Origin of the sequence: Sinorhizobium kostiense, from assembly GCF_017874595.1 — a bacterium.
Taxonomy (GTDB): domain Bacteria; phylum Pseudomonadota; class Alphaproteobacteria; order Rhizobiales; family Rhizobiaceae; genus Sinorhizobium; species Sinorhizobium kostiense.
The window spans coordinates 29,433-52,125 of sequence record NZ_JAGILA010000006.1 but is presented as its reverse complement, the minus strand read 5'-3'; the positions used below and the strand labels follow the sequence as shown (position 1 = coordinate 52,125).

Here is a 22,693-nt window from a genome sequence, read left to right as displayed (position 1 = left end):
GGCGCACAATAAAGGATCGGAGCGTCGCCTTCCAAGAGGCATCTCGCTACAGCGCCGCGCGCCTTATGAGACGCGCAAAGGTCGATGTAGCACCTGAAGCGCTGCATGTCTTTGTCCTTAAAATCGAGGTCGATCCAAGGAGACATGCAGTAGACACCTTATTCGAACGGAGTCCTCTGCGCCTCGGTGCGCGCCGTCCTCCAGTTGGAGTAGGCGAAGGCGAACAGAAAGGTTGCCGACATCAGCAGAACGATGGTCGGAGCCGGGGCGCTATCGATGAAGAAGGAGATATAGACGCCGGAGAAGGAGGTGAGAACGGCGATGAGGACCGCTGACACCAGCATGCCGCTGAAAGTCCGGGTCAGCAGGAAGGCAATCGCGCCGGGGGCTATCAGCATGGCGATGGCGAGGATAAGCCCGACGGCTTTCAGTGCGCCGACGATCGTCAGCGACAGGATCGCAAGCAGTCCGTAGTGCAGCCATGCGACCGGCAGCCCGACGGCGCGGGCCTGGGCCGGATCGAAGGCGTGGAGCAGAAGATCGCGCCATTTGAATCCGAGGATGCCGGCGGCAACAAAGGCGATGAGGCCCGTTCCGACGATGTCGCTCCAGCCTATGCCGAGCATATCGCCGAAGAGGATGTGGTCGAGGTGAACATCGGTCTGGATATTGACGTAGAGCACCAGGCCGAGACCGAACATGCCGGAGAAGACGACGCCCATCACCGTATCCTGCTTGATGCGGCTGTTTTCCTTGAGATAGCCTGTCAGGAGCGCGCAGCACATGCCGGCGGCGAAGGCGCCGACGGCGAGCGGCAGGCCGACGATGTAGGAGACGACAACGCCGGGGAAGACCGCATGCGAGATCGCGTCGCCCATCAGCGACCAGCCCTTGAGCACGAGGAAGCAGGAGAGCATGGCAGTGGGGATTGCGACCAGCACCGAGATGATCAGCGCGTTTCGCATGAACTCGAACTGGAAGACGGCGGTCAGCATGTCGAGGGATATCATCGCCGAACCTCCAAGACTGCGGATGCGCGGCGGCGGGCGGCGATGAGCCCATGCTTCGGTGCGAAGATGAAGGCCAGCAGAAAAATCAACGTCTGCAGCACGATGATGATGCCGCCGGTCGCGCCGTCGAGAAAATAGCTCGAATAGGCTCCGACGAAGCTCGTCAGCGCCCCGATGGCGACGCTGATCAGGATCAGCCGCGGGAATCGATCGGTGAGGAGGTAGGCGGTCGCGCCGGGGGTGACGACCATGGCGATGACGAGAAAGGCGCCGACCGTCTGCAGGGCGGCGACCGTGCAGGCGGAAAGCAGCGTGAAGAACAGCACCTTCAGGAAAGCCGTGTTGATGCCGATCGAATTGGCATGGTTCTCGTCGAAAAAGGTGACCATCAGGTCCTTCCATTTGGCCGAGAGGATCGCCAGCGAGACAAAGCCGATGATCGCGAGTTGCAGCGTGTCGGCGGGCGTGATGGCGAGGATGTTGCCGAGCACGATCGTCTGGATGTTCACCGAGGTTGGCGCCAGCGACACCAGGAAGAGGCCGAGGCCGAAGAAGGAGGTGAAGATCAGGCCGATAATCGTATCCTCCTTGAGCCGCGTGCGCTGGTTCAGGAACAGCATGGCGCCGGCGGCAAGCGCGCCGGAGAAGAAGGCGCCGAGCGAGAAGGGGAGGCCGAGCATATAGGCGCCGGCGACACCGGGCACGATCGAATGAGAGAGCGCGTCGCCGATCAGAGACCAGCCTTTCAGCATGAGATAGGCGGAGAGAAAGGCGCAGACGGCGCCGACCAGCGCACTGACCCACATCGCGTTCAGCATGTATGTATAGGTGAACGGCTCGACGAGCGTCGCGATCATTCGCTGTCGGCCTCCGGCTCGGTTTCGGGTTTTGCCGGTTGCGCCACCATTCGATCCCGGGCGCCATACATGACCAGCGGCCGCTCGTCGTCGCTTATCACTGAAAGCTGGCGAGGATCCGCATCGGAATGCAGGCTCTCGCCGCCGAGCACGAAATGACGCAGCACGCCGCCGAAGGCGAGTTCGAGATTGTCGCGGGTGAAGGTGGTATCCGTCGGACCGTAGGCGAGCACGGTATTTTTCAACAGGATCGTGCGATCGCAGAATTCCGGAACGCTGCCGAGATTGTGGGTCGAGACGAGCATCACCCGTCCTTCGTCGCGAAGGGCGAGGAGCAGGCGAATGATCGCATCCTCCGTCTTGACGTCGACGCCGGTGAAGGGTTCGTCGAGCAGGATCACGCGGCCATCCTGGGCAAGTGCCCGAGCGAGGAAGACGCGCTTCTTCTGGCCTCCGGAAAGCTCGCCGATCTGGCGCTTGCGGTAATCGCTCATTCCGACGCGCGCGAGCGCCGACTCGACCGCCTCATGGTCGGCCTTCTTCGCCATGCGCAGCATGTTCATGTGGCCGTAGCGGCCCATCATCACGACGTCCTCGACGAGGACCGGGAAATTCCAATCGACCTCCTCGGCCTGCGGCACATAGGCGACGAGGTTTTTCTTGAGCGCCTGCGGCACGGTCAGGCCTAAGACAGAAATCTCGCCTTCCGCCAGCCGGACGAAGCCCATGATCGCCTTGAACATCGTCGATTTGCCGCTGCCGTTAACGCCGACGAGTGCGGCGATCGTCCCTGTCGGTATTTCGAAGGATGCCCCCTGGAGCGCCCGGTGGCCGTTGCGATAGGTGACGGTCGCGTCTCGGACGCGAATACCGCTGTCCTCGTCTTCGGTCGCCGGCCGCGTCACAGGCCGTGCCCCTGCCTGAAGGTTCATTGCGAAAGACCTTTCGCGATGGTTTCGGACGTAACGCGCAGGAGGTCGATGTAGGTCGGCACCGGGCCGTCGGCCTCGCTCAGCGAGTCCACATAGAGCACCCCGCCGTATTTTGCACCCGTTTCGCGCGCCACTTGCATGGCAGGGTCGGGCGAGATCGTGCTCTCGGAGAAGACCACGGGGATGTTGCTGGCCCTGACGGCGTCGATGACCTTGCGCACCTGTTGCGGCGTACCCTGCTGGTCGGCATTGATCGGCCAGAGATAGAGCTCCTTCAGGCCGAAATCACGGGCGAGATAGCTGAAGGCGCCCTCGCTCGAGACTAGCCAGCGCTTCTCGGGCGGGATCCTGTCAAGCGTAGCGCGGATCGGCGCGATCGTCGCCTCGATCTTCTGCTTGTAGGCCTCGGCATTGGCTTTGTAGGTCTCCGCGTTCTCGGGGTCGAACTTCACGAAGGCGTCGCGGATGTTGTCGACATAGACCAGCGCCGCCGTTGGCGACATCCAGGCATGCGGGTTCGGCTTGCCCGTATAGGGGCCTTCGGCGATGCCCATGGGCTCGACCCCCTCGGAGACCACGACGCCAGGAATATTGTCGAGATTCTGGAAGAACTTCTCGAACCAGAGTTCGAGATTGAGGCCGTTCCAGAGGATCAGTTGCGCGTCGTGCGCCTTGAGGATGTCGCGCGGGGTCGGCTGGTAGTTGTGGATCTCGGCACCGGGCTTGGTGATCGATTCGACGATGGCCGCTTCCCCCGCGACGTTCTGCGCCATATCGGCAATGACGGTGAAGGTCGTGACCGCCTTGAATTTTTCCGCAGCCGGCGCATTAGCCGGAGCGAGCCAAAAAGCAGCCATCGCCGCGGTTGCCGTCAACATCATACGCCTTGTCATACCGGTCATGCACAATCTCCTCTTCTGCTCTCCCACTATGGGTAGGCGAATGGCCTGCATAAGTCAATGCAAATGAGAACCATTCGCAACTAGCTATTTTCAAAACAGCCGCCCTTGGCTAGTGTCGGCGGATGAGACAGACAAAAAATCGGGTCCAGGAACTGGAAGGAATCCTGCGCGAAGGAGGGGTGCGCGTCACACGCCAGCGCGCCGCGATCCTGAAGATTCTGGCCGAAGCAGAAGACCACCCGGACGCCAGCGAACTGCACCGCCGCGCCAAGGAGATCGATGCGACGGTATCGCTCTCGACCGTCTACCGGACGCTTTCGGCGCTCGAACAGCAGGGTGTCGTGCAGCGGCATGCCTTCGAGAATGCGACCGCCCGGTTCGAGACGGCCGACGCCCCGCATCACGACCATCTGATCGACATCGAAACGGGTGCGGTCATCGAGTTCCGCTCGGACAAGATCGAGCAATTGCAGGCGGAGATCGCCGCAGAACTCGGCTACGAGCTGGTGCGCCACCGGCTGGAGCTCTATTGCCGGAAGCGCAAGGATTGAACCTGGACCCGTCGGTCCCGGAGGGCTGGTCTAGTTCAGCGGAATCGCGTTGTTCTCCTTGCCGGACTGATAGCTGGCGGAGAGCTCGGCATATTTGCGGCTGATCGCGTCGGCACGCCCTTGAAATAGCGGTCGATCCGTTCCGGGAAGGCGGGCGATCAAATCTCTGATCGACTGGCCTTTCCAGAAGGCATTCGTCCTATTGTAGCCGCCAGGCTCCAGCGTGAAGACCTCTTTGAGGATCCTGAGGTCGTGCGGGATCGAAAAGGCATCGCGCGAATCCTCGTGGCTGAAGAAATAGTAAAAATTGTCGAAGCCCGCCCAGGTAATCGCGGACAGGCACATCGAGCAGGGTTCATGGGTCGACAGGAAGAGGAGGTCGCGCGAGTCGGGGCGGGCTGATCCGGCCATTTCGTAGAACCGCTTCAATGTGTGGACTTCGCCGTGCCAGAGCGGATTCTCGGTTTCATTATTGGTCTCAGCGAGGATGACCGACAGGTCCGCTTTCCTGATGAGCGCGGCACCAAAGACTTTATTGCCCGCCGCCACGCCGGCTTCCGTGGCAGGGATGATTACGTGCTCCATCGTGGTCAGCAGGGCGTCGAGCAGCCGGAGCAAATCCTGTTGTTGTGCCATGATCGTTCCTTTGTTGTTGCGCCGCGCCGCTGCGCCGCCCCGGGAGCGGTCGTGACCGATCCCGGGTGCAAGCACGATGCATTGCGGCAGTTGCGGATTAGTGCGCTTCCGATGCGATCACCGGCACCTCGATGCCTTTCGCGTCGTAGAGTTTGCCATTGAGGAAATAATCGCCATCGTGCAGCCGCGCGATATCCTGGTACCGGAGGGTTCGCTCCGTTCCCGCGACGAACACCGATTGCTGGTCGGAATTGCCGGCCGTCATGTGATTGAAGATCAGATTGAGGCTGATCGCCATCAAAGCAGCGGAGCTGATGCCGGAGTGGAAGATCGTCGCAAACCAGGCCGGAAAATGCTCATAAAAGCCGGGAGAGGCGATTGGGATCATGCCGAACCCGATCGAAGTGGCGACAATGACAAGGTTCATGTTGTTGTTGTAGTCGACCTTCGAGAGGGTGCGGATGCCGCTCGCGGCGACCGTGCCGAAGAGGACTATGCCGGCGCCACCGAGCACGGCGCTCGGAACCGCCGCGACGATGCGGCCCATGACTGGCAGCAGGCCAAGCATCACGAGAAACAGCCCGCCGGTTGCGACCACATAACGGCTCTTGATGCCGGTGACCGCCACGAGCCCGACATTTTGGGCAAAGGCGCTCTGGGTGAAGGAGCCGAAGACCGGCGCGATGAAGCTCGACAGCATGTCCGCCCTCAGCCCGTCACCGAGGCGTCGCGAATCCACTTTCGTCTCGATGATTTCGCCGACGGCCAGGATATCCGCCGACGTTTCGACCAAGGTGACCATGATAACGATGAACATCGACACGATGGCCGCGATCTCGAAGGTTGGATAGCCAAAGTGGAATACCGCCGGAAACGCGAAGAACGGCCCTTCGATCACCTTCGAAAAGTCAGTCATGCCGGAGAAATAGGCGATGACGGTGCCGATGATCAGGGCAATGAGGATCGAAAGCCTCGAGATCGATGCACTTCCGAGCTTGCTGAGCAAAAGCACGATGACGAGGGTTGTCGCCGCAAGCTGGATATTGGCCGGGCTGCCGAAGTCCGGTGCGGCGCTGTTGCCGCCCATGGCCCAGCGCGCTGCGACCGGCATCAGCGTCAAGCCGATGGTCGTTATCACTATGCCGGTGACGAGCGGAGGGAAGAAGCGGGTGACCCGCGAAAAGATCGGCGTGATCAGAAGGCCAATCAGCGAGGCGGCCATGACCGCGCCGAGCACCGGCTGCATGCCGCCATTGCCGGAAATGGCAATCATCGTCGCGACGCCGGAAAACGAAACACCCTGGACCAGCGGCAGCCGGCTTCCGAAAAACGGAATTCCAATGGTCTGCAGGATAGTAGCGAGACCGCCGGCGAAGAGCGATGCGGTGATCAGCGTTCCGACATCGCTGGAATTGAGGCCTGCCGCCTGACCCAAAATCAGCGGCACCGCGACGATGCCGCCATACATGGTCAGGACATGCTGCAGGCCATAGGCCAAATTGGCGCCGATACCGAGTTTTTCATCTTCCGGTCGCGTTTGCGCCACGGTCTCCTCTGGGCTTTTTGCCAAGGTAGTCTCCTCCAATACCTTTGCGTGCATGCCCACCTCCTCCTACGACGTGGGCGGCAAACTATGGCACTGGATGTGGAGCCTGACTTTATCGAAAAGAGGGAAACAGTTTTCGGTTGTACGACAGTAATGCTTTCGGCTGCTGCATAGAGCTCGATCTAAGGAAACACGCAGCAATTCAAAGTGCTAGCGACCTTTGCGCGTCTGATAGCGTCTGATACGCGCGGCACTGTCGGTGTGGGCTCCAGCATGCGCCTCGCCGACTGAAGAAACCGGGGCTGTTTCCAGCCCCGGTGCCGCATCTCCGGTATTCGTGCGTCGCCCAGAGACCGGGCGACACTTTATCGATGGCTCAGTTGGTCTGCCAGCTCTTGACCAGCTCGTCATAGTTGACGGTGATCGGCTTTTCCTTCTCGTTCTCAACCTTCAGCTGCGGAGCGAGGTTGCCGGCCTTGACGGCTTCCGCGTTCCAATATTCGAGATCGTGCTCCTCGGCGAGCTTCGGACCGATGTCGCCCTGGATGCCGGCGCGTTCGAGGCGCTGCAGCACCTTCTCCTGCTCGGCGCAAAGCGAGTCCATCGCTTCCTGGGCGCTCTTGGCGCCGGAAGAGGCATCGCCGATCGCCTGCCACCAGAGCTGTGCCAGCTTCGGATAGTCAGGAACGTTCGTGCCGGTCGGCGACCACTGCAGGCGGGCCGGCGAACGGTAGAACTCGATCAAGCCGCCGAGCTTCGGTGCGCGGTCGGTGAAGCTCTTATGGTCGAGTGTCGACTGGCGGATGAAGGTCAGTCCGACATGGCTCTTCTTCACGTCGATTGTCTTCGAGGTGACGAACTGCGCATAGAGCCATGCGGCCTTCGCGCGATCCTCCGGGGTGGACTTCATCAGGGTCCAGGAACCGGCGTCCTGGTAACCGAGCTTCATGCCGTCCTTCCAGTAGACGCCATGCGGGCTCGGCGCGAAGCGCCACTTCGGCGATCCGTCCTCGTTCACGACCGGCAGGCCTTCCTTCACGAAGCTCGCGGTGAAGGCCGTATAGGTGAACATCTGCTGGGCGATTTCGCCTTGCGACGGAACCGGGCCGGATTCCGAGAAGGTCATGCCCTGGGCGGCAGCCGGCGCATAGGCCTTCATCCAGTCGAGATACTTCTGGATGGCGTAAACCGCAGCCGGGCCGTTGGTGTCTCCGCCGCGCGCGACGCACGAGCCGACGGGCCGTGAGTTCTCGTCGACCTTGATGCCCCATTCGTCGACCGGCTTGCCGTTCGGGATGCCCTTGTCGCCGTTGCCGGCCATCGAGAGCCAGGCGTCGGTGAAGCGCCAGCCGAGCGACGGGTCCTTCTTGCCGTAGTCCATGTGACCATAGACCTTCTTGCCGTCGATCTCGCGGCCGGTAAAGAACTCGGCGATGTCCTCATAGGCAGACCAGTTGACCGGAACGCCGAGGTCATAGCCGTACTTGGCCTTGAAGTCCGCCTTGTTCTTCTCGTCGTTGAACCAGTCGTAGCGGAACCAGTAGAGGTTCGCGAACTGCTGGTCGGGCAACTGATAGAGCTTGCCATCCGGCGCCGTGGTGAAGGACTTGCCGATGAAGTCGTCGATGTCGAGGTTCGGATTGGTAACGTCCTTGCCCTCGTTCGCCATGAAATCTGTGAGGCTGCGCGCCTGCTGATAGCGCCAGTGCGTGCCGATGAGGTCGCTATCGTTGATGTAGGCGTCGTAGATGTTCTCACCCGACTGCATTTGGGTCTGCAGTTTTTCGACGACATCGCCTTCGCCGATCAGGTCATGGGTGACCTTGATGCCGGTGATGGCGGTGAAGGCCGGGGCGAGCACCTTCGATTCGTATTCATGGGTGGCGATCGTTTCGGATACGACCTTGATTTCCATGCCGGCGAAGGGCTTCGCCGCATCGACGAACCATTGCATTTCCGCTTCCTGGGCGGCGCGGTCGAGCGAGGAGAGATCGGCGATTTCCTTGTCCAGGAACTGCTTTGCCTCGTCCATGCCGGCAAATGCCGAGCCGGTGAGTGCCAGCAGCATCGCCGCCGTCGTAGTCATAAGGTGCCGTCGCATCAATTCCTCCCTTGGGTTTTGCGATTGCGTTTCCTTGCAGTTTCGAAGGACGCCCCTCGGGGCGCCCCTCATTTCAGCGCCTCAAACGTAGCGGAAGACGGCGATGGCGTAGATCACCGAGAGGGCGAGCGCCCACCAGAGATTTGCGCCGACCAGCCCCAGCCAGGCGAGGTGAATGAATGCGCTTCCGAGCAGCGAAACGAAAAGCCTGTCGCCGCGGGTCGTTTCGAAGCGCAGGATGCCGACGCGCGGGGCACCGCCCGGCCGGGCATATTCCCAGACGGCCATCAGCGCGAGCAGCAAGAAGATCGTCAGGAAGAACATGGCGGTCGGGAACGACCAGGCCATCCAGCCGCCGGGGATCAGCGAGGCGAACCAGTCGCGCTCCCCGTCCGCCACGGGCAGAGCGGAAAAGAGCAGGCCGGCAGCTGCGACATAGATGACGAGCACGGCGACAAGCGCGACGGGCCAGCGGTTCTTGCGCGTGGCGATGGTGACCATCAGACCCTCCCCAGGGCGAAGCCCTTGGCGATATAGTTGCGAACGAAATAGATGACGAGCGCGCCGGGGATGATCGTCAGCACACCGGCGGCGGCGAGCACGCCCCAGTCGAGGCCGGAGGCCGAGACCGTGCGGGTCATGGTCGCGGCGATCGGCTTGGCATCGGTCGTCGTCAGCGTGCGGGCGAGCAGCAGCTCGACCCAGGAGAACATGAAGCAGAAGAAAGCGGCGACGCCGATGCCCGATGCGATCAGCGGCACGAAGATCTTCATGAAGAAGCGCGGGAAGGAATAGCCGTCGATATAGGCGGTCTCGTCGATCTCCTTCGGCACGCCGGACATGAAGCCTTCCAGGATCCAGACGGCGAGCGGCACGTTGAACAGGCAGTGCGCGATCGCCACCGCGATATGCGTGTCGATGAGGCCAAAGGCGGAATAGAGCTGGAAGAAGGGCAGCGCGAAAACCGCCGGCGGCGCCATTCGGTTGGTCAAGAGCCAGAAGAACAGGTGCTTGTCGCCCAAGAACCGATAGCGCGAGAAGGCATAGGCCGCCGGCAGCGCCACCGTCACCGAGATCACCGTGTTGAGCACCACATAGATGATCGAGTTGATATAGCCCGAATACCAGGAGGGATCGGTGAAGATCACCTGGTAGTTCCTGAGCGTCGGGTTCTCGGGCCAAAGCGTGAAGGCGCCGAGGATCTCGCTCGTCTCCTTGAAGCTCATATTGACGAGCCAATAGATCGGCAGCAGCAGGAAGACGATGTAGATCGTCGGCACCAGCCAGGAGAGGCGCTGCGAAAGAGGTTGCTTGGTGGTCATCATGGTTTCCTCCCTCCTTCTCAACCCTGCGCGTCGCTCGTGGTCATCACCGTGTAGAAGATCCACGAGAGCAGCAGGATGATGAGGAAGTAGATGATCGAGAGGGCTGCGGCCGGGCCGAGGTCGAACTGGCCGATCGCCATCTTGACGAGATCGATCGACAGGAAGGTTGTCGAGTTGCCCGGGCCGCCGCCGGTGACGACGAAGGGCTCCGTATAGATCATGAAACTGTCCATGAAACGCAAGAGGAAGGCGATCAGGAGCACCCGCTTCATCTTCGGAAGCTGGATATAGCGGAAAACGGACCAGCGCGACGCGCCATCGATCTTCGCGGCCTGGTAATAGGCATCCGGGATCGAGACGAGGCCGGCATAGCAGAGCAGCACGACGAGGCTCGTCCAGTGCCAGACATCCATGATGATCAGCGTCACCCAGGCATCGATCGGGTTCTGCACGTAGTTGTAGTTGATGCCCATCGAGGCGACCACTCGTCCGAGCAACCCGATATCGACGCGGCCGAAGACCTGCCAGATGGTGCCGACGACGTTCCACGGGATGAGCAGCGGCAGCGCCATCAGGACGAGGCAGATCGGCACGCCGATGCCCCTCTTCGGCATGTTGAGGGCGATGACGATGCCGAGCGGAATCTCGATCGCGAGAATGATCGCCGAGAAGATCAGGTTGCGGGTGAGCGCATCCCAGAAGCGATCGGACTCGAGCACGTCCTGGAACCAGTCGGTACCGGCCCAGAAGAACTCATTGTTGCCGAAGGTGTCCTGGACCGAATAATTGACGACGGTCATCAGCGGGATCACCGCCGAGAAGGCGACGAGCACCAGCACCGGCAGGACCATGAACCAAGCCTTGTTGTTCCAGGTCTTTTCCATGTCAGGCCTCCCCGCCGACGCGCCAGGAATCGGCGTAGATGTTGATTGCCTTCGGGTCGAAGGTAACGCGCGGCTCGGCGGGGATCTCGCGGTCCTCGTCGACGATGATCGAGATCGGCCGGTCGGCAAAGCTGGCGCGCACGATCTTGTGACGGCCGATGTCCTCGACCTTGTTGATCGAAACCGGCATGCCCTCGCGGCCGAGCGAGATGAATTCCGGGCGGATGCCGAGCTCGGTCTTGGCGCCTGCCTTGATCTGCGGTTGGAAATTGAGCGTGATGCTCTGGTCACCGATGGCGGCGGTATTGCCGGCGATCTCGGCGGGTAAGACGTTCATGCCCGGCGAGCCGATGAAATAGCCGACGAAGGTGTGGCGCGGCCGCTCGAAGAGCTCGGCCGGCGTGCCGATCTGGACGATCTGGCCGTCGTACATGACGACCACCTTGTCGGCGAAGGTCAGCGCCTCGGTCTGGTCGTGCGTGACATAGACCATGGTGAAGCCGAACTGCTTGTGCAGGCGCTTGATCTGCGAGCGCAAGACCCACTTCATCTCCGGATCGATGACGGTCAGCGGCTCGTCGAACAGGATGGCGCTGACGTCGGAGCGCACCAGACCGCGGCCGAGCGAGATCTTCTGCTTCTGGTCTGCCGTCAGCCCCCGCGCCGTCTTATTTGCCCAGCCGCCGAGACCGATCATCTCGACAATTTCCTTGACGCGGCGGTCGACCTCCGTCTCCGGCACATGACGGTTGCGAAGCGGAAAGGCGAGATTGTCGTAGACGGTCATCGTGTCGTAGATGACCGGGAACTGGAACACCTGGGCGATGTTGCGGTGTTGGGTCGTCAGATGTGTCACGTCCGTGCCGTCGAAGAGGATGCGGCCTTCCGACGGGTTGATCAGCCCCGAAATAATGTTGAGCAGCGTGGTCTTGCCGCAGCCTGAAGGGCCGAGCAGCGCATAGGCGCCGCCGTCGTTCCATTCGTGATGGACTTCCTTTAGCGCGTAGTCGGCTTCCGATTTCGGCCTGGCGCCGTAGGCGTGGCGGATATGGTCGAGATTGATGCGTGCCATGGTTTCCTCCCAGCGCTTGCCTCAGGCCGTACCGCCGATCGCCCGGCCGTCAGTCCCGAAGGCCATGAGATGCCGGGTGTCGACGAAGACCTCGAGGGTCGCGTCCGGTTCGATGTCGTGAACGCCGGGCGCCAGCATCACCCAGCGCGCATCGGCAAAGCCGACGTGAATGAAGCTTTCGGATCCGGCGATTTCGGAAATTGCCGTCTTCACGGTCAGCGGGTTGCCGCTGCCGTTCGGCCGGTCGAAGGAAATGTGGTGCGGCTGGAAGGCGACCGTGCAGGGTCCATCCGCAACCGATGCCAGATGCGCAGGAACGGAAAGCACCGGCTTACCTTCGAGCGTGAAATGCGGCCCCGTTTTCACGAGCCCGATCGTGTTGAGCGGCGGATCGGCGAAGGTGCGGGCGGTGACGAGATCGACGGGCCGGCGATAGACATCGATGGTTCGGCCGAATTGCGTGATGCGGCCTTCTGACAGGGTGGCGGTATTGCCGCCGAGCAGCAGCGCCTCCGACGGCTCCGTCGTCGCATAGACGAAGATCGCGCCGGACGCGGCGAAGATCTTCGGCAACTCTTCGCGCAACTCTTCGCGCAGCTTGTAGTCGAGATTGGCGAGCGGCTCATCGAGCAGCACCAGATCCGCATTCTTGACGATTGCACGGGCAAGCGCCGTGCGCTGCTGCTGACCTCCGGAAAGGTTGAGCGGCGTGCGGTCGAGATAGGGGGTGAGTTTCAGGAGCTCCGCAGCTTTCCTCACCTCCCGGTCGATGGTGGCGGCGTCGGCACCCTTGATGCGCATGGGCGAGGCGATGTTGTCGTAGACGGTCATCGCCGGATAATTGATGAACTGCTGATAGACCATTGCGACCGAACGTTTCTGCACCGGCACACCCGTCACGTCGGCGCCATCGAAATGAACCGAACCGGAGGCGGGCTTGTCGAGACCGGCCATGAGCCGCATCAGCGACGTCTTGCCGGAGAGCGTCGGGCCGAGCAATACGTTCAGAGACCCCCTCTCCAGCGCAAGGTTGGTCGGGTAGACATGCGTCTCCCCGCCGACGACCTTGGATATGTTCTTCATTTCGAGCATTGAATTCTCCGGTGTTCCACCCAGCCATCGGCAGCTTCAATTGCGGGATCCACGCGGGATGAGAAAAACTGTGATCGGCTTTTCGTAGGCATCCCGCTCCGACGCTTCAGATCAGGCGGCGGCATCGACTGCGCCGCGCACATAGTCCTCCAGGTCCGCCGTCTCCGCCGGCGAGAGCTTCAGTCCCAGTTTCGTGCGACGCCACAGCACGTCCTCCGCGCGCCGCGCCCATTCCTGGCCGATCAGCCAGTCGACCTCGACCGCGTAGAGATCCGCGCCGAAGCGTCTTCCAAGATCGGCCTCGCTTCGGGCAGGGCCGAGCAGCCTTGCCGCGAGCGTGCCGTATAGCCGCACCAGCCGCCGCGCATGCGAGGCGGCAAGAAAGGGATAGCGCATTTTCAGCTTCTCGACCTCCGCCTCATAGGCTGTCGCGGGAAAATCCCCACCCGGCAGGCGCGATCCGGCTGTCCACCTCGCGCCCTTGGTGCCGATCGCCTCGCCGATGTTTTCGAGCGCGGATTCGGCGAGGCGCCGATAGGTCGTGAGCTTGCCGCCGAAGACATTGAGCAGCGGCGCCTCACCGTTCTTGCGCTCGAGGCGCAGGACATAGTCACGGGTTGCTTCCTGGGCCATGCTCGCGCCGTCGTCGTAGAGCGGACGCACGGCCGAGTAGCTCCAGACGATCTCGTCTTTCGTCACCGGATCGGAAAAATACTCGCTTGCCGCCTTGCAGAGATAGTCGATCTCGGCATCGCTGATGTGCACGTCGGCCGGATTTCCGGCATAATCCCGATCCGTCGTTCCAATCAGGGTGAAATCTTCCTGGTAAGGAATGGCGAACATGATCCGGCCGTCCGGGTTCTGGAAGAAATAGGCGCGCGGATCGTCGAACTTCTTCCTGATGACAATATGACTGCCCTGGACGAGGCGGACATTGTGAACGTCTTTCTTGCCGAGCGCTTCGGCCAGCACCCGGTCGACCCAGGGACCGGTGGCGTTGACAAGTACGCGCGCGCTGAGGACCTCCCGGATACCCGTTGCGGTGTCTTCCGCTTCGATCGCCCACAGGCCGTTCTGGCGCCGGGCCGAGACCACGCGAGTGCGCGCCATGATCCTGGCGCCGCGGTCGGCGGCATCGCGTGCATTCAGCACCACGAGACGGGCATCGTCGACCCAGCCATCCGAATATTCGAATGCCTTGGTAAAGAGGCGCTTCAACGGTTCTCCCGCCGGATTGCGGGTCATGTCCAGCGTGCTCGTAGGCGGCAACAGCTTGCGGCCGCCGATATGGTCATAGAGAAAGAGCCCCAGGCGGATCAGCCAAGCGGGGCGCAGTCCGCCCTTGTGATAGGGGAGCACGAAACGCATCGGCCAGATGACGTGCGGCGCCATGGCCCAGAGCACTTCACGCTCCATCAGCGCCTCGCGCACCAGCCGGAATTCGTAATGTTCGAGATAGCGTAAGCCGCCATGGATGAGTTTGGTGGAGCCGGAGGAGGTGCCGGAAGCGAAATCGTTCATCTCGGCGAGCGCGACGGAATAACCCCGGCCGACCGCATCACGCGCGATGCCGCATCCGTTGATGCCGCCGCCTATGACAAAGACGTCGAAGACTGCCTGCTCTGACACCGCGTTTGCCCCTCCGCTTTTCGCAATGCACAATTTTAGCGCAATCGCGAAAGTAAATGGAGTTAAAATGAAAACTGAGCGAATGTCAAACGAATGTTATGCGAATCTGCCATCGCCAGTCAGGCCTCGGTCTCGATTAGGCGAACACCCTGGTCGGCGCAGATTTTACGAACGTTATCAGTGATGCAGCGGTCGGTAATAAAGGTCTGGACCTGAGAGATATGACCGATCCTGACCGGAGCCGTGCGTTCAAATTTCGTCGAATCGGACACCAGGATCACGTGGCGCGCATTGGCGATGATCGCCTGCGCCACTTTCACTTCGCGGTAATCGAAATCCAGAAGCGCACCATCGCTGTCGATCGCCGAGGCGCCGATGACGGCGAAATCAACTTTGAACTGCTTGATGAAGTCGACGGCTGCCTCCCCGACAATGCCGCCATCCGAGCCGCGGACCACGCCGCCGGCAATCACCACCTCGATAGACGGAAAGATCCTCAACCTGTTGGCAACGTTGATGTTGTTGGTGATGATCATCAGTTCCTTGTGGTCGAGGAGCGCTTCGCCGACCGCTTCCGTGGTGGTGCCGATATTGATGAAGAGGGAGGAACTATCGGGAATCAGAGCGGCAGCAGCGCGGCCGATCGCCTGTTTCTCCGCCGCGGCGATCTGGCGACGAGCATCGTATTTCACATTTTCTTTGCCGCTCGGGAAGATCGCACCGCCGTGAATGCGATTGAGCACCCGCGCATCGCACAGGTCGTTCAGATCCTTGCGAATCGTCTGTGGGGTTACCGAAAAGCGCTGGGCGAGTTCCTCGACGAGCACCCGGCCTTCGGCCTTGGCTAGTTCGAGAATTTCCTCCTGCCGTCCGCTAAGATACATGTGCCGCTCCCCGCGCTTTCGTTTGTTTTCATAATATGCAAAAACGAAAGCCGCGCAATTTCAGAATGGATCTTGCCGTTACCGCTGCGACGCCGCTGATGTTGGCGTTGCATTCCGGTGGACGATGGGCCAGCCTGCCAGACCTCAGAATAGGATGTGAGAACATGTTTCATCCGGCCTTGTTCAAGGGCATGAATGTGGTGGTGACCGGCGGCAGCCGCGGCATTGGCCTCGAGGTCGCGCGGCAGTTTCTCGATTGCGGCGCGCGGGTGCTCGTGCATATGGGGCGAACGATCGCCACCGACCGGCCGGACTTTCTCGATATCGCCGCGAACGAGGGCAGGGCATATCTGGCGACGGCGGATTTCCTTGCCGGCGGGGTCGAGAACCTGGCGGACGAGGTCAGAACCCGTTTCGACAGCCTCGACGTGCTCATCAACAATGCCGGCACAATGGTCGGCCGCTTTCCCGTCGCGGAGGTCAGTGACGACGAGTACCGCACAATCGTGGAGCTCAATCAGACTTCCGTCGTCAGGATGACGAGGGCCATGCTGCCGCTGCTGCGCAAGTCCGTCCACCCGGCAATCGTCAACACCGTCTCGATCTCGGCGCGTACCGGCGGCAGCGCCGGCTCGTCGATCTATTCCGCGACCAAGGCTTTCGTGGCTACTTACTCGAAGGCGCTGGCCCGCGAACTGGCGCCGGAGGGCATCCGCGTCAATTGCGTCTCACCCGGCACGATCGCCACCGACTTTCATCAGCGCTACTCGACGCCTGAAAAACTCGAGGCGACGCGGAAGGGCATCCCGCTCGGCCGACTCGGAACCGCCGAGGACTGTGCCCCCGCCTATCTCTTTCTCGCCTCGCACGCGCTTTCCGGCTATATCACCGGCCAGGTGCTGGAAGTGAACGGCGGACAGCTGATCTGCTAGGACGGCTGCCACTGGAAACGCTGTGCTGCTTCTGCCGCTCATCCAAATTCCCTCTCCCCGCACGCGGGGAGAGGGCCAGTCCTCGGGTTTAACCCGAGGAGAGGGGCGAAACCAATCTGCTCTAAGGGCTGAGGCATGATCGATAAGCTGGAATTCTTTCTCGCGCTCGCCCGCGAACGGCATTTCGGCCGGGCGGCGGAGGAGTGCGGCGTAACGCAGCCGACATTGTCTGCCGCCATCCGCCAGCTGGAGGATCAGCTCGGCGTGATGCTTGTCAATCGCGGCTCGCGCTTCCAGGGGCTGACGCCGGAGGGGCAGCGGGTGCTCGAATGGGCGCGGCGAATCGTCGGGGATGCGCGCACCATGCGCGAGGAAATGCGCGCGGCGCGCAAGGGCCTGTCCGGCCATATCCGGCTTGCCGCGATCCCGACGACGCTCTCGATGGTGCCGATGATCACCGCGCCGTTCCAGGAGAAGCATCCCGACGTCACCTTCTCCGTGCTGTCGACGACCTCGCTCCAGATCCTGGCACTCCTGGAAAATCTCGAGGTCGATGCGGGACTGACCTATCTCGAGAACGAGCCGCTCGGCCGGGTTACAAGCGTGCCGCTGCAGATCGAGCAATATCATCTCGTTACGGCCGCCGGCACGCCTCTGTCGGATCGCGCAAGCGTGACGTGGAAAGAGGTTAGCGATATTCGGCTTTGTCTATTGACCGCCGACATGCAGAACCGGCGCATCATCAACCAGCACTTCGCCGAAGCCGGAGCGGCCCCCAGCCCGACGCTCGAATCGAATTCGATGATTGTGCTCTTCTCCCATGTCCGCACCGGCCGCTGGGCGAGCATCATGCCGTATAACGTCGCGAAATCGTTCGGCTTTAACGAGGATATCCGGATGATTCCGATCGTCGATCCGGACGTGCGCCACACGGTCGGCCTCGTCGCCACCTATCGCGAACCGTTTACGCCCTTGGTATCGGCGCTGCTGCATGAGGCGCGTATCCTCGGCGAGCAGAATGCAGCTCAATAGATTTTTTCTATCGTTCAACGGAACAGCATTATTGACCCTTGTTGCCATAAGCGCGAAGCTTGCGTGACGTGCAGGTTCGGCGGGGCTCGGCCTCTGCCGAGAGGTGTTCGAGAACATTGGTGCGCCGCGGCGCACCACGGGCCGGGAGGGCTCTTCAACGTGAATATTCAGCTGCCGCGCGCGGACGTGGCCGAGCGAACGCTGGCGATCGTCGGCGAACTGAACGGTCTGGAAGGCCCGTTGCTTCCGATATTGCATGCAGTCCAGGACGAATTCGGCTATGTGCCGCAGGAAGCCCTGCCGGTGATTGCGCGCGAGCTCAATCTCTCGCGCGCAGAGGTCTACGGCGTCGTCACCTTCTATCATGACTTTCGTGAACACGCCGCCGGGCGGCATGTGCTGAAGCTCTGTCGGGCCGAAGCCTGCCAGTCGATGGGCGGAGACCGGCTGGCCGAACGCGCCAAGGCGCTGCTCGGCATCGATTTCCACGAGACCACGCCCGACGGCGCCGTGACACTGGAGCCAGTCTACTGTCTCGGGCTCTGTTCCTGCTCGCCGTCGGCCATGCTGGACGGCGAGGTGCATGCGCGGCTCGATGAGACGGAACTCGAGGCCTTGGTCGCGGAGGCGCGCAGATGACCGTGAAGATTTATATTCCGCGGGATGCGGCAGCGCTGGCGCTTGGCGCCGAGAAGGTGGCGACGGCGATGGCCGAGGAACTCGCTCGTCGCGGTGTCGATGCGACGATCGTCAGAAACGGTTCGCGCGGCATGCATTGGTTGGAGCCGCTCATCGAAGTCGAAACCGTAGACGGCCGCATCGCCTACGGGCCGGTGAAGCCGCGCGATGTCGCATCACTGCTCGATGCCGGCTTCGTCACCGGTGGCTCGCACCCGCTCCATCTCGGGAAGACGGAGGAAATCCCGTTCCTCAAGCGTCAGGTGCGGCTGACCTTTGCCCGTTGCGGCATTACGGATCCGCTGTCGCTCGAAGACTACCGCGCCCATGGCGGCTTGCGAGGCCTCGAAAAGGCGGTGTCGATGGAGCCCGCGGCGATTGTCGCCGAAGTGACCGAAAGCGGTTTGCGCGGGCGCGGCGGCGCCGGCTTCCCGACCGGCATCAAATGGAAGACGGTGCTCGAAGCGCAAGGACGGCAGAAATACATCGTCTGCAACGCCGATGAGGGCGATAGCGGCACTTTCGCCGATCGGATGATTATGGAGGGCGATCCCTTCGTGCTGATCGAAGGCATGGCGATTGCCGGTATCGCGGCGGGCGCGACGAAGGGCTACATCTATACCCGCTCTGAATATCCGCATGCGATCGCGGCGATGACGGAGGCGATCGAGATCGCGCGAGCCGCCGGCGTGCTTGGCCGCTCGGTGCTCGGTTCGGCGAACGCCTTCGACATGGAAGTCCGGACCGGCGCCGGCGCCTATGTGTGCGGCGAGGAGACGTCGCTCCTGAACAGCCTCGAAGGCAAGCGTGGGCTGGTGCGCGCCAAGCCGCCGCTCCCCGCCCACAAGGGCCTGTTCGACTGTCCGACCGTTATCAACAACGTGATCTCGCTTGCCTCCGTGCCAATCGTCCTCGACAAGGGTGCCGCCTTCTACCGTGATTTCGGGATGGGACGCTCGCGCGGCACGATCCCGATCCAGATCGCCGGCAATGTCAGGCACGGCGGCCTTTTCGAGATCGGCTTCGGCCTGACGCTCGGGGAGATCGTCGACGAGATCGGCGGCGGCACGGCAAGCGGCCGGCCGGTTAGGGCAGTGCAGGTCGGAGGTCCGCTCGGCGCCTATTTCCCAAGGGCGCTGTTCGACACGCCCTTCGATTACGAGGCGTTCGCGGCCAGGGACGGGCTCATCGGCCATGCCGGCGTCGTCGTCTTCGACGACACGGTCGACATGCTGAAGCAGGCGCGCTTTGCCATGGAGTTCTGCGCGGTCGAGAGCTGCGGCAAGTGCACGCCTTGCCGCCTCGGCTCGACGCGCGGCGTCGAAGTCGCGGACAAGATCAGGGCCGGGATCGAGCCGGAGAAGAACCGCGAACTGCTTGCCGATCTCTGCAATACGATGAAATTCGGCTCGCTCTGTGCGCTTGGCGGTTTCACGCCCTATCCGGTGATGAGCGCGATCACGCATTTTCCGGAAGATTTCGAGCCGGCGCCGGCGGCGGAGGCTGCGGAATGATGGACGCGGCGTACACCCCCCTCTGGCCTGCCGGCCATCTCCCCCATAAGGGGGGAGAACGCATATGGCACGGGCCGCGCGCCCATAGGGGCGTTCCGCGTGCGCAAGCCTTTCCGTTGGAGCGAACGGCTCGCCGCGAGTCGATCTCCCCCCTTGTGGGGGAGATGGCCGGCAGACCAGAGGGGGGTACGCCAGTCGCATCCGCCCTGAAATTTTCCCAGGAGGCCTAATAATGTCCCTCATTCATGAAATCGACTACGGCACTCCTGCTTCGACGTCCGAAAAGCTGGTGACGCTGACGATCGACGGGCGCGAGATCACGGTGCCGGAGGGCACCTCGATCATGCGCGCGGCGATGGAAGCGGGCGTCGAGGTGCCGAAGCTCTGCGCCTCCGACATGATGGAAGCCTTCGGTTCCTGCCGGCTCTGTCTCGTCGAGATCGAAGGCCGGGCCGGCATGCCGGCCTCCTGCACCACTCCGGTGGCACCGGGCATCAGCGTCTCCACACAGACGCAACGGCTCAAGGATGTCCGCCGCGGCGTGATGGAACTCTATATTTCCGACCATCCGCTCGACTGCCTCACCTGTGCCGCGAACGGCGATTGCGAGCTGCAGGACATGGCGGGTGCGGTGGGCCTGCGCGACGTGCGCTACGGTTATGACGGCGCCAATCATGTCGCGGCGCGCAACAATGGCGACATCAACATCAATTGGGCGCCCAAGGACGAGTCCAATCCCTATTTCACCTTCGACCCGGCGAAATGCATCGTCTGCTCGCGTTGTGTGCGCGCCTGTGAAGAGGTGCAGGGCACCTTCGCGCTGACGATCAGCGGCCGCGGCTTCGATTCGCGCGTATCCGCTGGCATGAGCGAGGATTTCGTCTCCTCCGAATGCGTTTCCTGCGGCGCCTGTGTACAGGCCTGCCCGACGGCGACGCTGACGGAAAAATCGGTGATCGAGATCGGCCAGCCGGAGCACTCGGTCGTCACGACCTGCGCTTATTGCGGCGTCGGCTGCTCGTTCAAGGCGGAAATGCGCGGTGAAGAACTGGTAAGGATGGTGCCGTGGAAGGATGGCCAGGCGAACCGCGGCCATTCCTGCGTCAAGGGCCGCTTTGCCTATGGCTATTCGACCCACAGGGACCGCATCCTCAATCCGATGATCCGCGAGAAGATCACCGATCCCTGGCGCGAGGTCACCTGGGAGGAGGCTTTCGCCCATGTCGCTTCCGAGTTCCGCCGCATCCAGTATCAGTATGGCCGCGATTCGGTCGGCGGCATCACGTCATCGCGCTGCACCAACGAGGAGACCTATCTGGTTCAGAAGCTGGTGCGCGCCGGCTTCGGCAACAACAATGTCGACACCTGCGCCCGCGTCTGCCATTCGCCGACCGGCTACGGTCTCAACCAGACCTTCGGCACTTCGGCCGGCACGCAGAATTTCGACAGCGTCGAGCATACTGACGTCGCCGTCATCATCGGCGCCAACCCGACCGATGGCCACCCGGTCTTCGCCTCGCGGCTGAAGAAGCGGCTGCGCCAGGGCGCGAAGCTGATCGTCATCGATCCGCGCCGGATCGATCTCGTCCGCTCGGCGCACGTCGAAGCCGCCTATCACCTGCCGATCAAGCCCGGCACCAACGTCGCCATCCTGATGGCAATGGCGCATGTCATCGTCACCGAGGGACTGGCCAACGAGGCCTTTATCCGCGAGCGCTGCGACTGGTCGGAATTTGAGGATTGGGCGGCTTTCGTTTCCGAGCCCTACCACAGCCCGGAGGCGACCGAAGCCTATACCGGCGTTCCGGCGGAGCTGGTCCGCGGCGCAGCCCGGCTCTACGCAACCGGCGGCAATGGCGCGATCTATTACGGCCTCGGCGTCACCGAGCACAGCCAGGGCTCGACCACGGTGATGGCGATCGCCAACCTTGCCATGGCAACCGGCAATATTGGGCGGCCCGGCGTCGGGGTCAATCCGCTGCGCGGCCAGAACAACGTGCAGGGCTCCTGCGACATGGGCTCCTTCCCGCACGAGTTGCCCGGCTACCGGCATATCTCCGACGACGCCACGCGCGAGACCTTCGAGAAGCTCTGGGGCGTGACGCTCAACAACGAGCCGGGCTTGCGTATCCCCAACATGCTCGATGCGGCCGTCGACGGCACCTTCAAAGGCCTCTACATCCAGGGCGAGGACATCCTGCAGTCCGACCCGGACACCAAGCACGTGGCCGCCGGCCTTGGCGCAATGGAATGCGTCGTCGTGCAAGATCTCTTCCTCAACGAGACGGCCAATTACGCGCATGTCTTCCTGCCGGGCTCGACCTTCCTCGAAAAGGATGGCACCTTCACCAATGCCGAACGCCGCATCAACCGCGTTCGCCGCGTAATGCGGCCGAAGAACGGCTACGCCGACTGGGAGGTGACGCAGGAGCTCGCCCAGGCGATGGGGCTCGACTGGAACTATAGTCATCCGTCCGAGATCATGGACGAGATCGCCGCGACGACGCCGACCTTCGCCCTGGTCTCCTACGACTATCTCGACGAGATGGGCTCCGTGCAGTGGCCTTGCAACGAAAAGGCGCCGCTCGGCTCGCCGATCATGCATGTCGACGGCTTCGTGCGCGGCAAGGGCAAGTTCATTCGCACGGAATATGTCGCGACCGACGAGAGGACCGGTCCGCGCTTCCCGCTACTTCTGACGACCGGCCGCATTCTCAGCCACTACAATGTCGGCGCGCAGACGCGGCGGACCGAAAACGTCGTCTGGCATCCGGAAGACCGGCTGGAGATCCATCCGCACGATGCCGAACAGCGCGGCATCCGCGACGGCGACTGGGTGAAGCTTGCAAGCCGCTCGGGCGATACGACGCTTCGGGCGCTGATCACCGATCGCGTTGCGCCGGGTGTCGTCTACACCACCTTCCATCACCCGACGACCCAGGCGAACGTCATCACCACCGACTTCTCCGACTGGGCGACGAACTGCCCGGAATACAAGGTCACGGCGGTGCAGGTCTCGCCCTCGAACGGCCCGTCCGATTGGCAGCGCGATTATCACGAGCAGGCCCGGCAGTCACGACGCATTGCCGGCAAGCTGGAGGCGGCTGAATAGGAGG

General features: G+C 62.2%; 20 protein-coding genes. 6 read left to right on the top strand and 14 right to left on the bottom strand.

The genetic code is table 11. The features are described 5' to 3' along the window. Positions 1-158 precede the first annotated feature (158 nt). Genes J2Z31_RS20030 through J2Z31_RS20015 form a run of 4 tightly spaced genes read right to left on the bottom strand, consistent with a single transcriptional unit; the run spans position 159 to position 3,701 of the window. On the bottom strand, positions 159-1,010 hold the full coding sequence (locus J2Z31_RS20030) for a metal ABC transporter permease (RefSeq protein WP_209603855.1): 852 nt from the start codon (positions 1,008-1,010) through the stop codon (positions 159-161). Next, a complete protein-coding gene (locus tag J2Z31_RS20025; RefSeq protein WP_209603852.1) occupies positions 1,007-1,867 on the bottom strand; it encodes a metal ABC transporter permease in 861 nt (286 codons plus the stop codon). Before J2Z31_RS20025 ends, J2Z31_RS20030 begins: the two co-directional genes overlap by 4 nt. Next, on the bottom strand, positions 1,864-2,799 hold the full coding sequence (locus J2Z31_RS20020; RefSeq protein WP_209603850.1) for a manganese/iron ABC transporter ATP-binding protein: 936 nt from the start codon (positions 2,797-2,799) through the stop codon (positions 1,864-1,866). The genes J2Z31_RS20025 and J2Z31_RS20020 overlap by 4 nt, the downstream gene beginning before the upstream one ends. Next, positions 2,796-3,701, bottom strand: a complete 906-nt coding sequence (locus J2Z31_RS20015) for a metal ABC transporter substrate-binding protein (protein WP_209603849.1) — start codon at positions 3,699-3,701, stop codon at positions 2,796-2,798. Before J2Z31_RS20015 ends, J2Z31_RS20020 begins: the two co-directional genes overlap by 4 nt. A gap of 122 nt (positions 3,702-3,823) precedes the next feature. On the opposite strand from J2Z31_RS20015, the gene J2Z31_RS20010 reads away from it, so the two are divergent. Further along, a complete protein-coding gene (locus J2Z31_RS20010) occupies positions 3,824-4,252 on the top strand; it encodes a Fur family transcriptional regulator (protein ID WP_209603847.1) in 429 nt (142 codons plus the stop codon). Positions 4,253-4,282: 30 nt separating this feature from the next. On the opposite strand, the gene J2Z31_RS20005 is transcribed toward J2Z31_RS20010, so the two are convergent. From J2Z31_RS20005 to J2Z31_RS19960, 10 genes are all read right to left on the bottom strand, one after another. Continuing rightward, a complete protein-coding gene (locus J2Z31_RS20005; RefSeq protein ID WP_209603844.1) occupies positions 4,283-4,888 on the bottom strand; it encodes a deaminase in 606 nt (201 codons plus the stop codon). 97 nt (positions 4,889-4,985) lie between these two features. After that, the gene (locus J2Z31_RS20000) at positions 4,986-6,458 is read right to left on the bottom strand and encodes a nucleobase:cation symporter-2 family protein (protein ID WP_209603842.1); all 1,473 of its coding nucleotides are present in this window, start codon (positions 6,456-6,458) and stop codon (positions 4,986-4,988) included. Between the two features lie 352 nt (positions 6,459-6,810). Further along, on the bottom strand, positions 6,811-8,535 hold the full coding sequence (locus tag J2Z31_RS19995) for an ABC transporter substrate-binding protein (RefSeq protein WP_209603840.1): 1,725 nt from the start codon (positions 8,533-8,535) through the stop codon (positions 6,811-6,813). 81 nt (positions 8,536-8,616) lie between these two features. After that, positions 8,617-9,036 (bottom strand): DUF2160 domain-containing protein, encoded by a 420-nt coding sequence (locus tag J2Z31_RS19990; protein WP_209603838.1) that lies wholly within the window; start codon positions 9,034-9,036, stop codon positions 8,617-8,619. After that, complete coding sequence (locus tag J2Z31_RS19985; protein WP_408022049.1) at positions 9,036-9,857, bottom strand: carbohydrate ABC transporter permease; 822 nt, start codon at positions 9,855-9,857, stop codon at positions 9,036-9,038. Before J2Z31_RS19985 ends, J2Z31_RS19990 begins: the two co-directional genes overlap by 1 nt. 20 nt (positions 9,858-9,877) lie before the next feature. Continuing rightward, positions 9,878-10,744: a carbohydrate ABC transporter permease gene (locus tag J2Z31_RS19980; RefSeq protein ID WP_209603833.1), complete on the bottom strand. Its 867-nt coding sequence runs from the start codon at positions 10,742-10,744 to the stop codon at positions 9,878-9,880. Position 10,745: 1 nt separating this feature from the next. Beyond that, positions 10,746-11,816: an ABC transporter ATP-binding protein gene (locus J2Z31_RS19975; RefSeq protein WP_209603831.1), complete on the bottom strand. Its 1,071-nt coding sequence runs from the start codon at positions 11,814-11,816 to the stop codon at positions 10,746-10,748. Between the two features lie 21 nt (positions 11,817-11,837). Continuing rightward, complete coding sequence (locus J2Z31_RS19970; RefSeq protein ID WP_209603830.1) at positions 11,838-12,908, bottom strand: ABC transporter ATP-binding protein; 1,071 nt, start codon at positions 12,906-12,908, stop codon at positions 11,838-11,840. Positions 12,909-13,019: 111 nt separating this feature from the next. After that, a complete protein-coding gene (glpD, locus tag J2Z31_RS19965) occupies positions 13,020-14,537 on the bottom strand; it encodes a glycerol-3-phosphate dehydrogenase (RefSeq protein ID WP_209603828.1) in 1,518 nt (505 codons plus the stop codon). Positions 14,538-14,656: 119 nt separating this feature from the next. Beyond that, on the bottom strand, positions 14,657-15,421 hold the full coding sequence (locus tag J2Z31_RS19960; RefSeq protein ID WP_209603826.1) for a DeoR/GlpR family DNA-binding transcription regulator: 765 nt from the start codon (positions 15,419-15,421) through the stop codon (positions 14,657-14,659). A gap of 164 nt (positions 15,422-15,585) precedes the next feature. On the opposite strand from J2Z31_RS19960, the gene J2Z31_RS19955 reads away from it, so the two are divergent. The 5 genes from J2Z31_RS19955 (at position 15,586) to fdhF (ending at position 22,689) form a co-directional block, all read left to right on the top strand. After that, complete coding sequence (locus tag J2Z31_RS19955; RefSeq protein ID WP_209603824.1) at positions 15,586-16,353, top strand: SDR family NAD(P)-dependent oxidoreductase; 768 nt, start codon at positions 15,586-15,588, stop codon at positions 16,351-16,353. A 135-nt stretch (positions 16,354-16,488) separates the two neighbouring features. Beyond that, a complete protein-coding gene (locus tag J2Z31_RS19950) occupies positions 16,489-17,385 on the top strand; it encodes a LysR family transcriptional regulator (RefSeq protein ID WP_209603822.1) in 897 nt (298 codons plus the stop codon). A gap of 159 nt (positions 17,386-17,544) precedes the next feature. Then, positions 17,545-18,024 carry a formate dehydrogenase subunit gamma gene (locus tag J2Z31_RS19945; RefSeq protein WP_209603820.1) on the top strand — a complete coding sequence of 160 codons (480 nt, stop codon included), beginning with the start codon at positions 17,545-17,547 and terminating at the stop codon, positions 18,022-18,024. Beyond that, positions 18,021-19,577, top strand: coding sequence for a formate dehydrogenase beta subunit (locus tag J2Z31_RS19940; protein WP_209603818.1), 1,557 nt, complete (start codon positions 18,021-18,023; stop codon positions 19,575-19,577). The genes J2Z31_RS19945 and J2Z31_RS19940 overlap by 4 nt, the downstream gene beginning before the upstream one ends. A gap of 232 nt (positions 19,578-19,809) precedes the next feature. Then, entirely contained in the window at positions 19,810-22,689 is a 2,880-nt protein-coding gene (gene fdhF, locus J2Z31_RS19935) for a formate dehydrogenase subunit alpha (RefSeq protein WP_209603816.1), read from the top strand. Positions 22,690-22,693 lie beyond the last annotated feature (4 nt).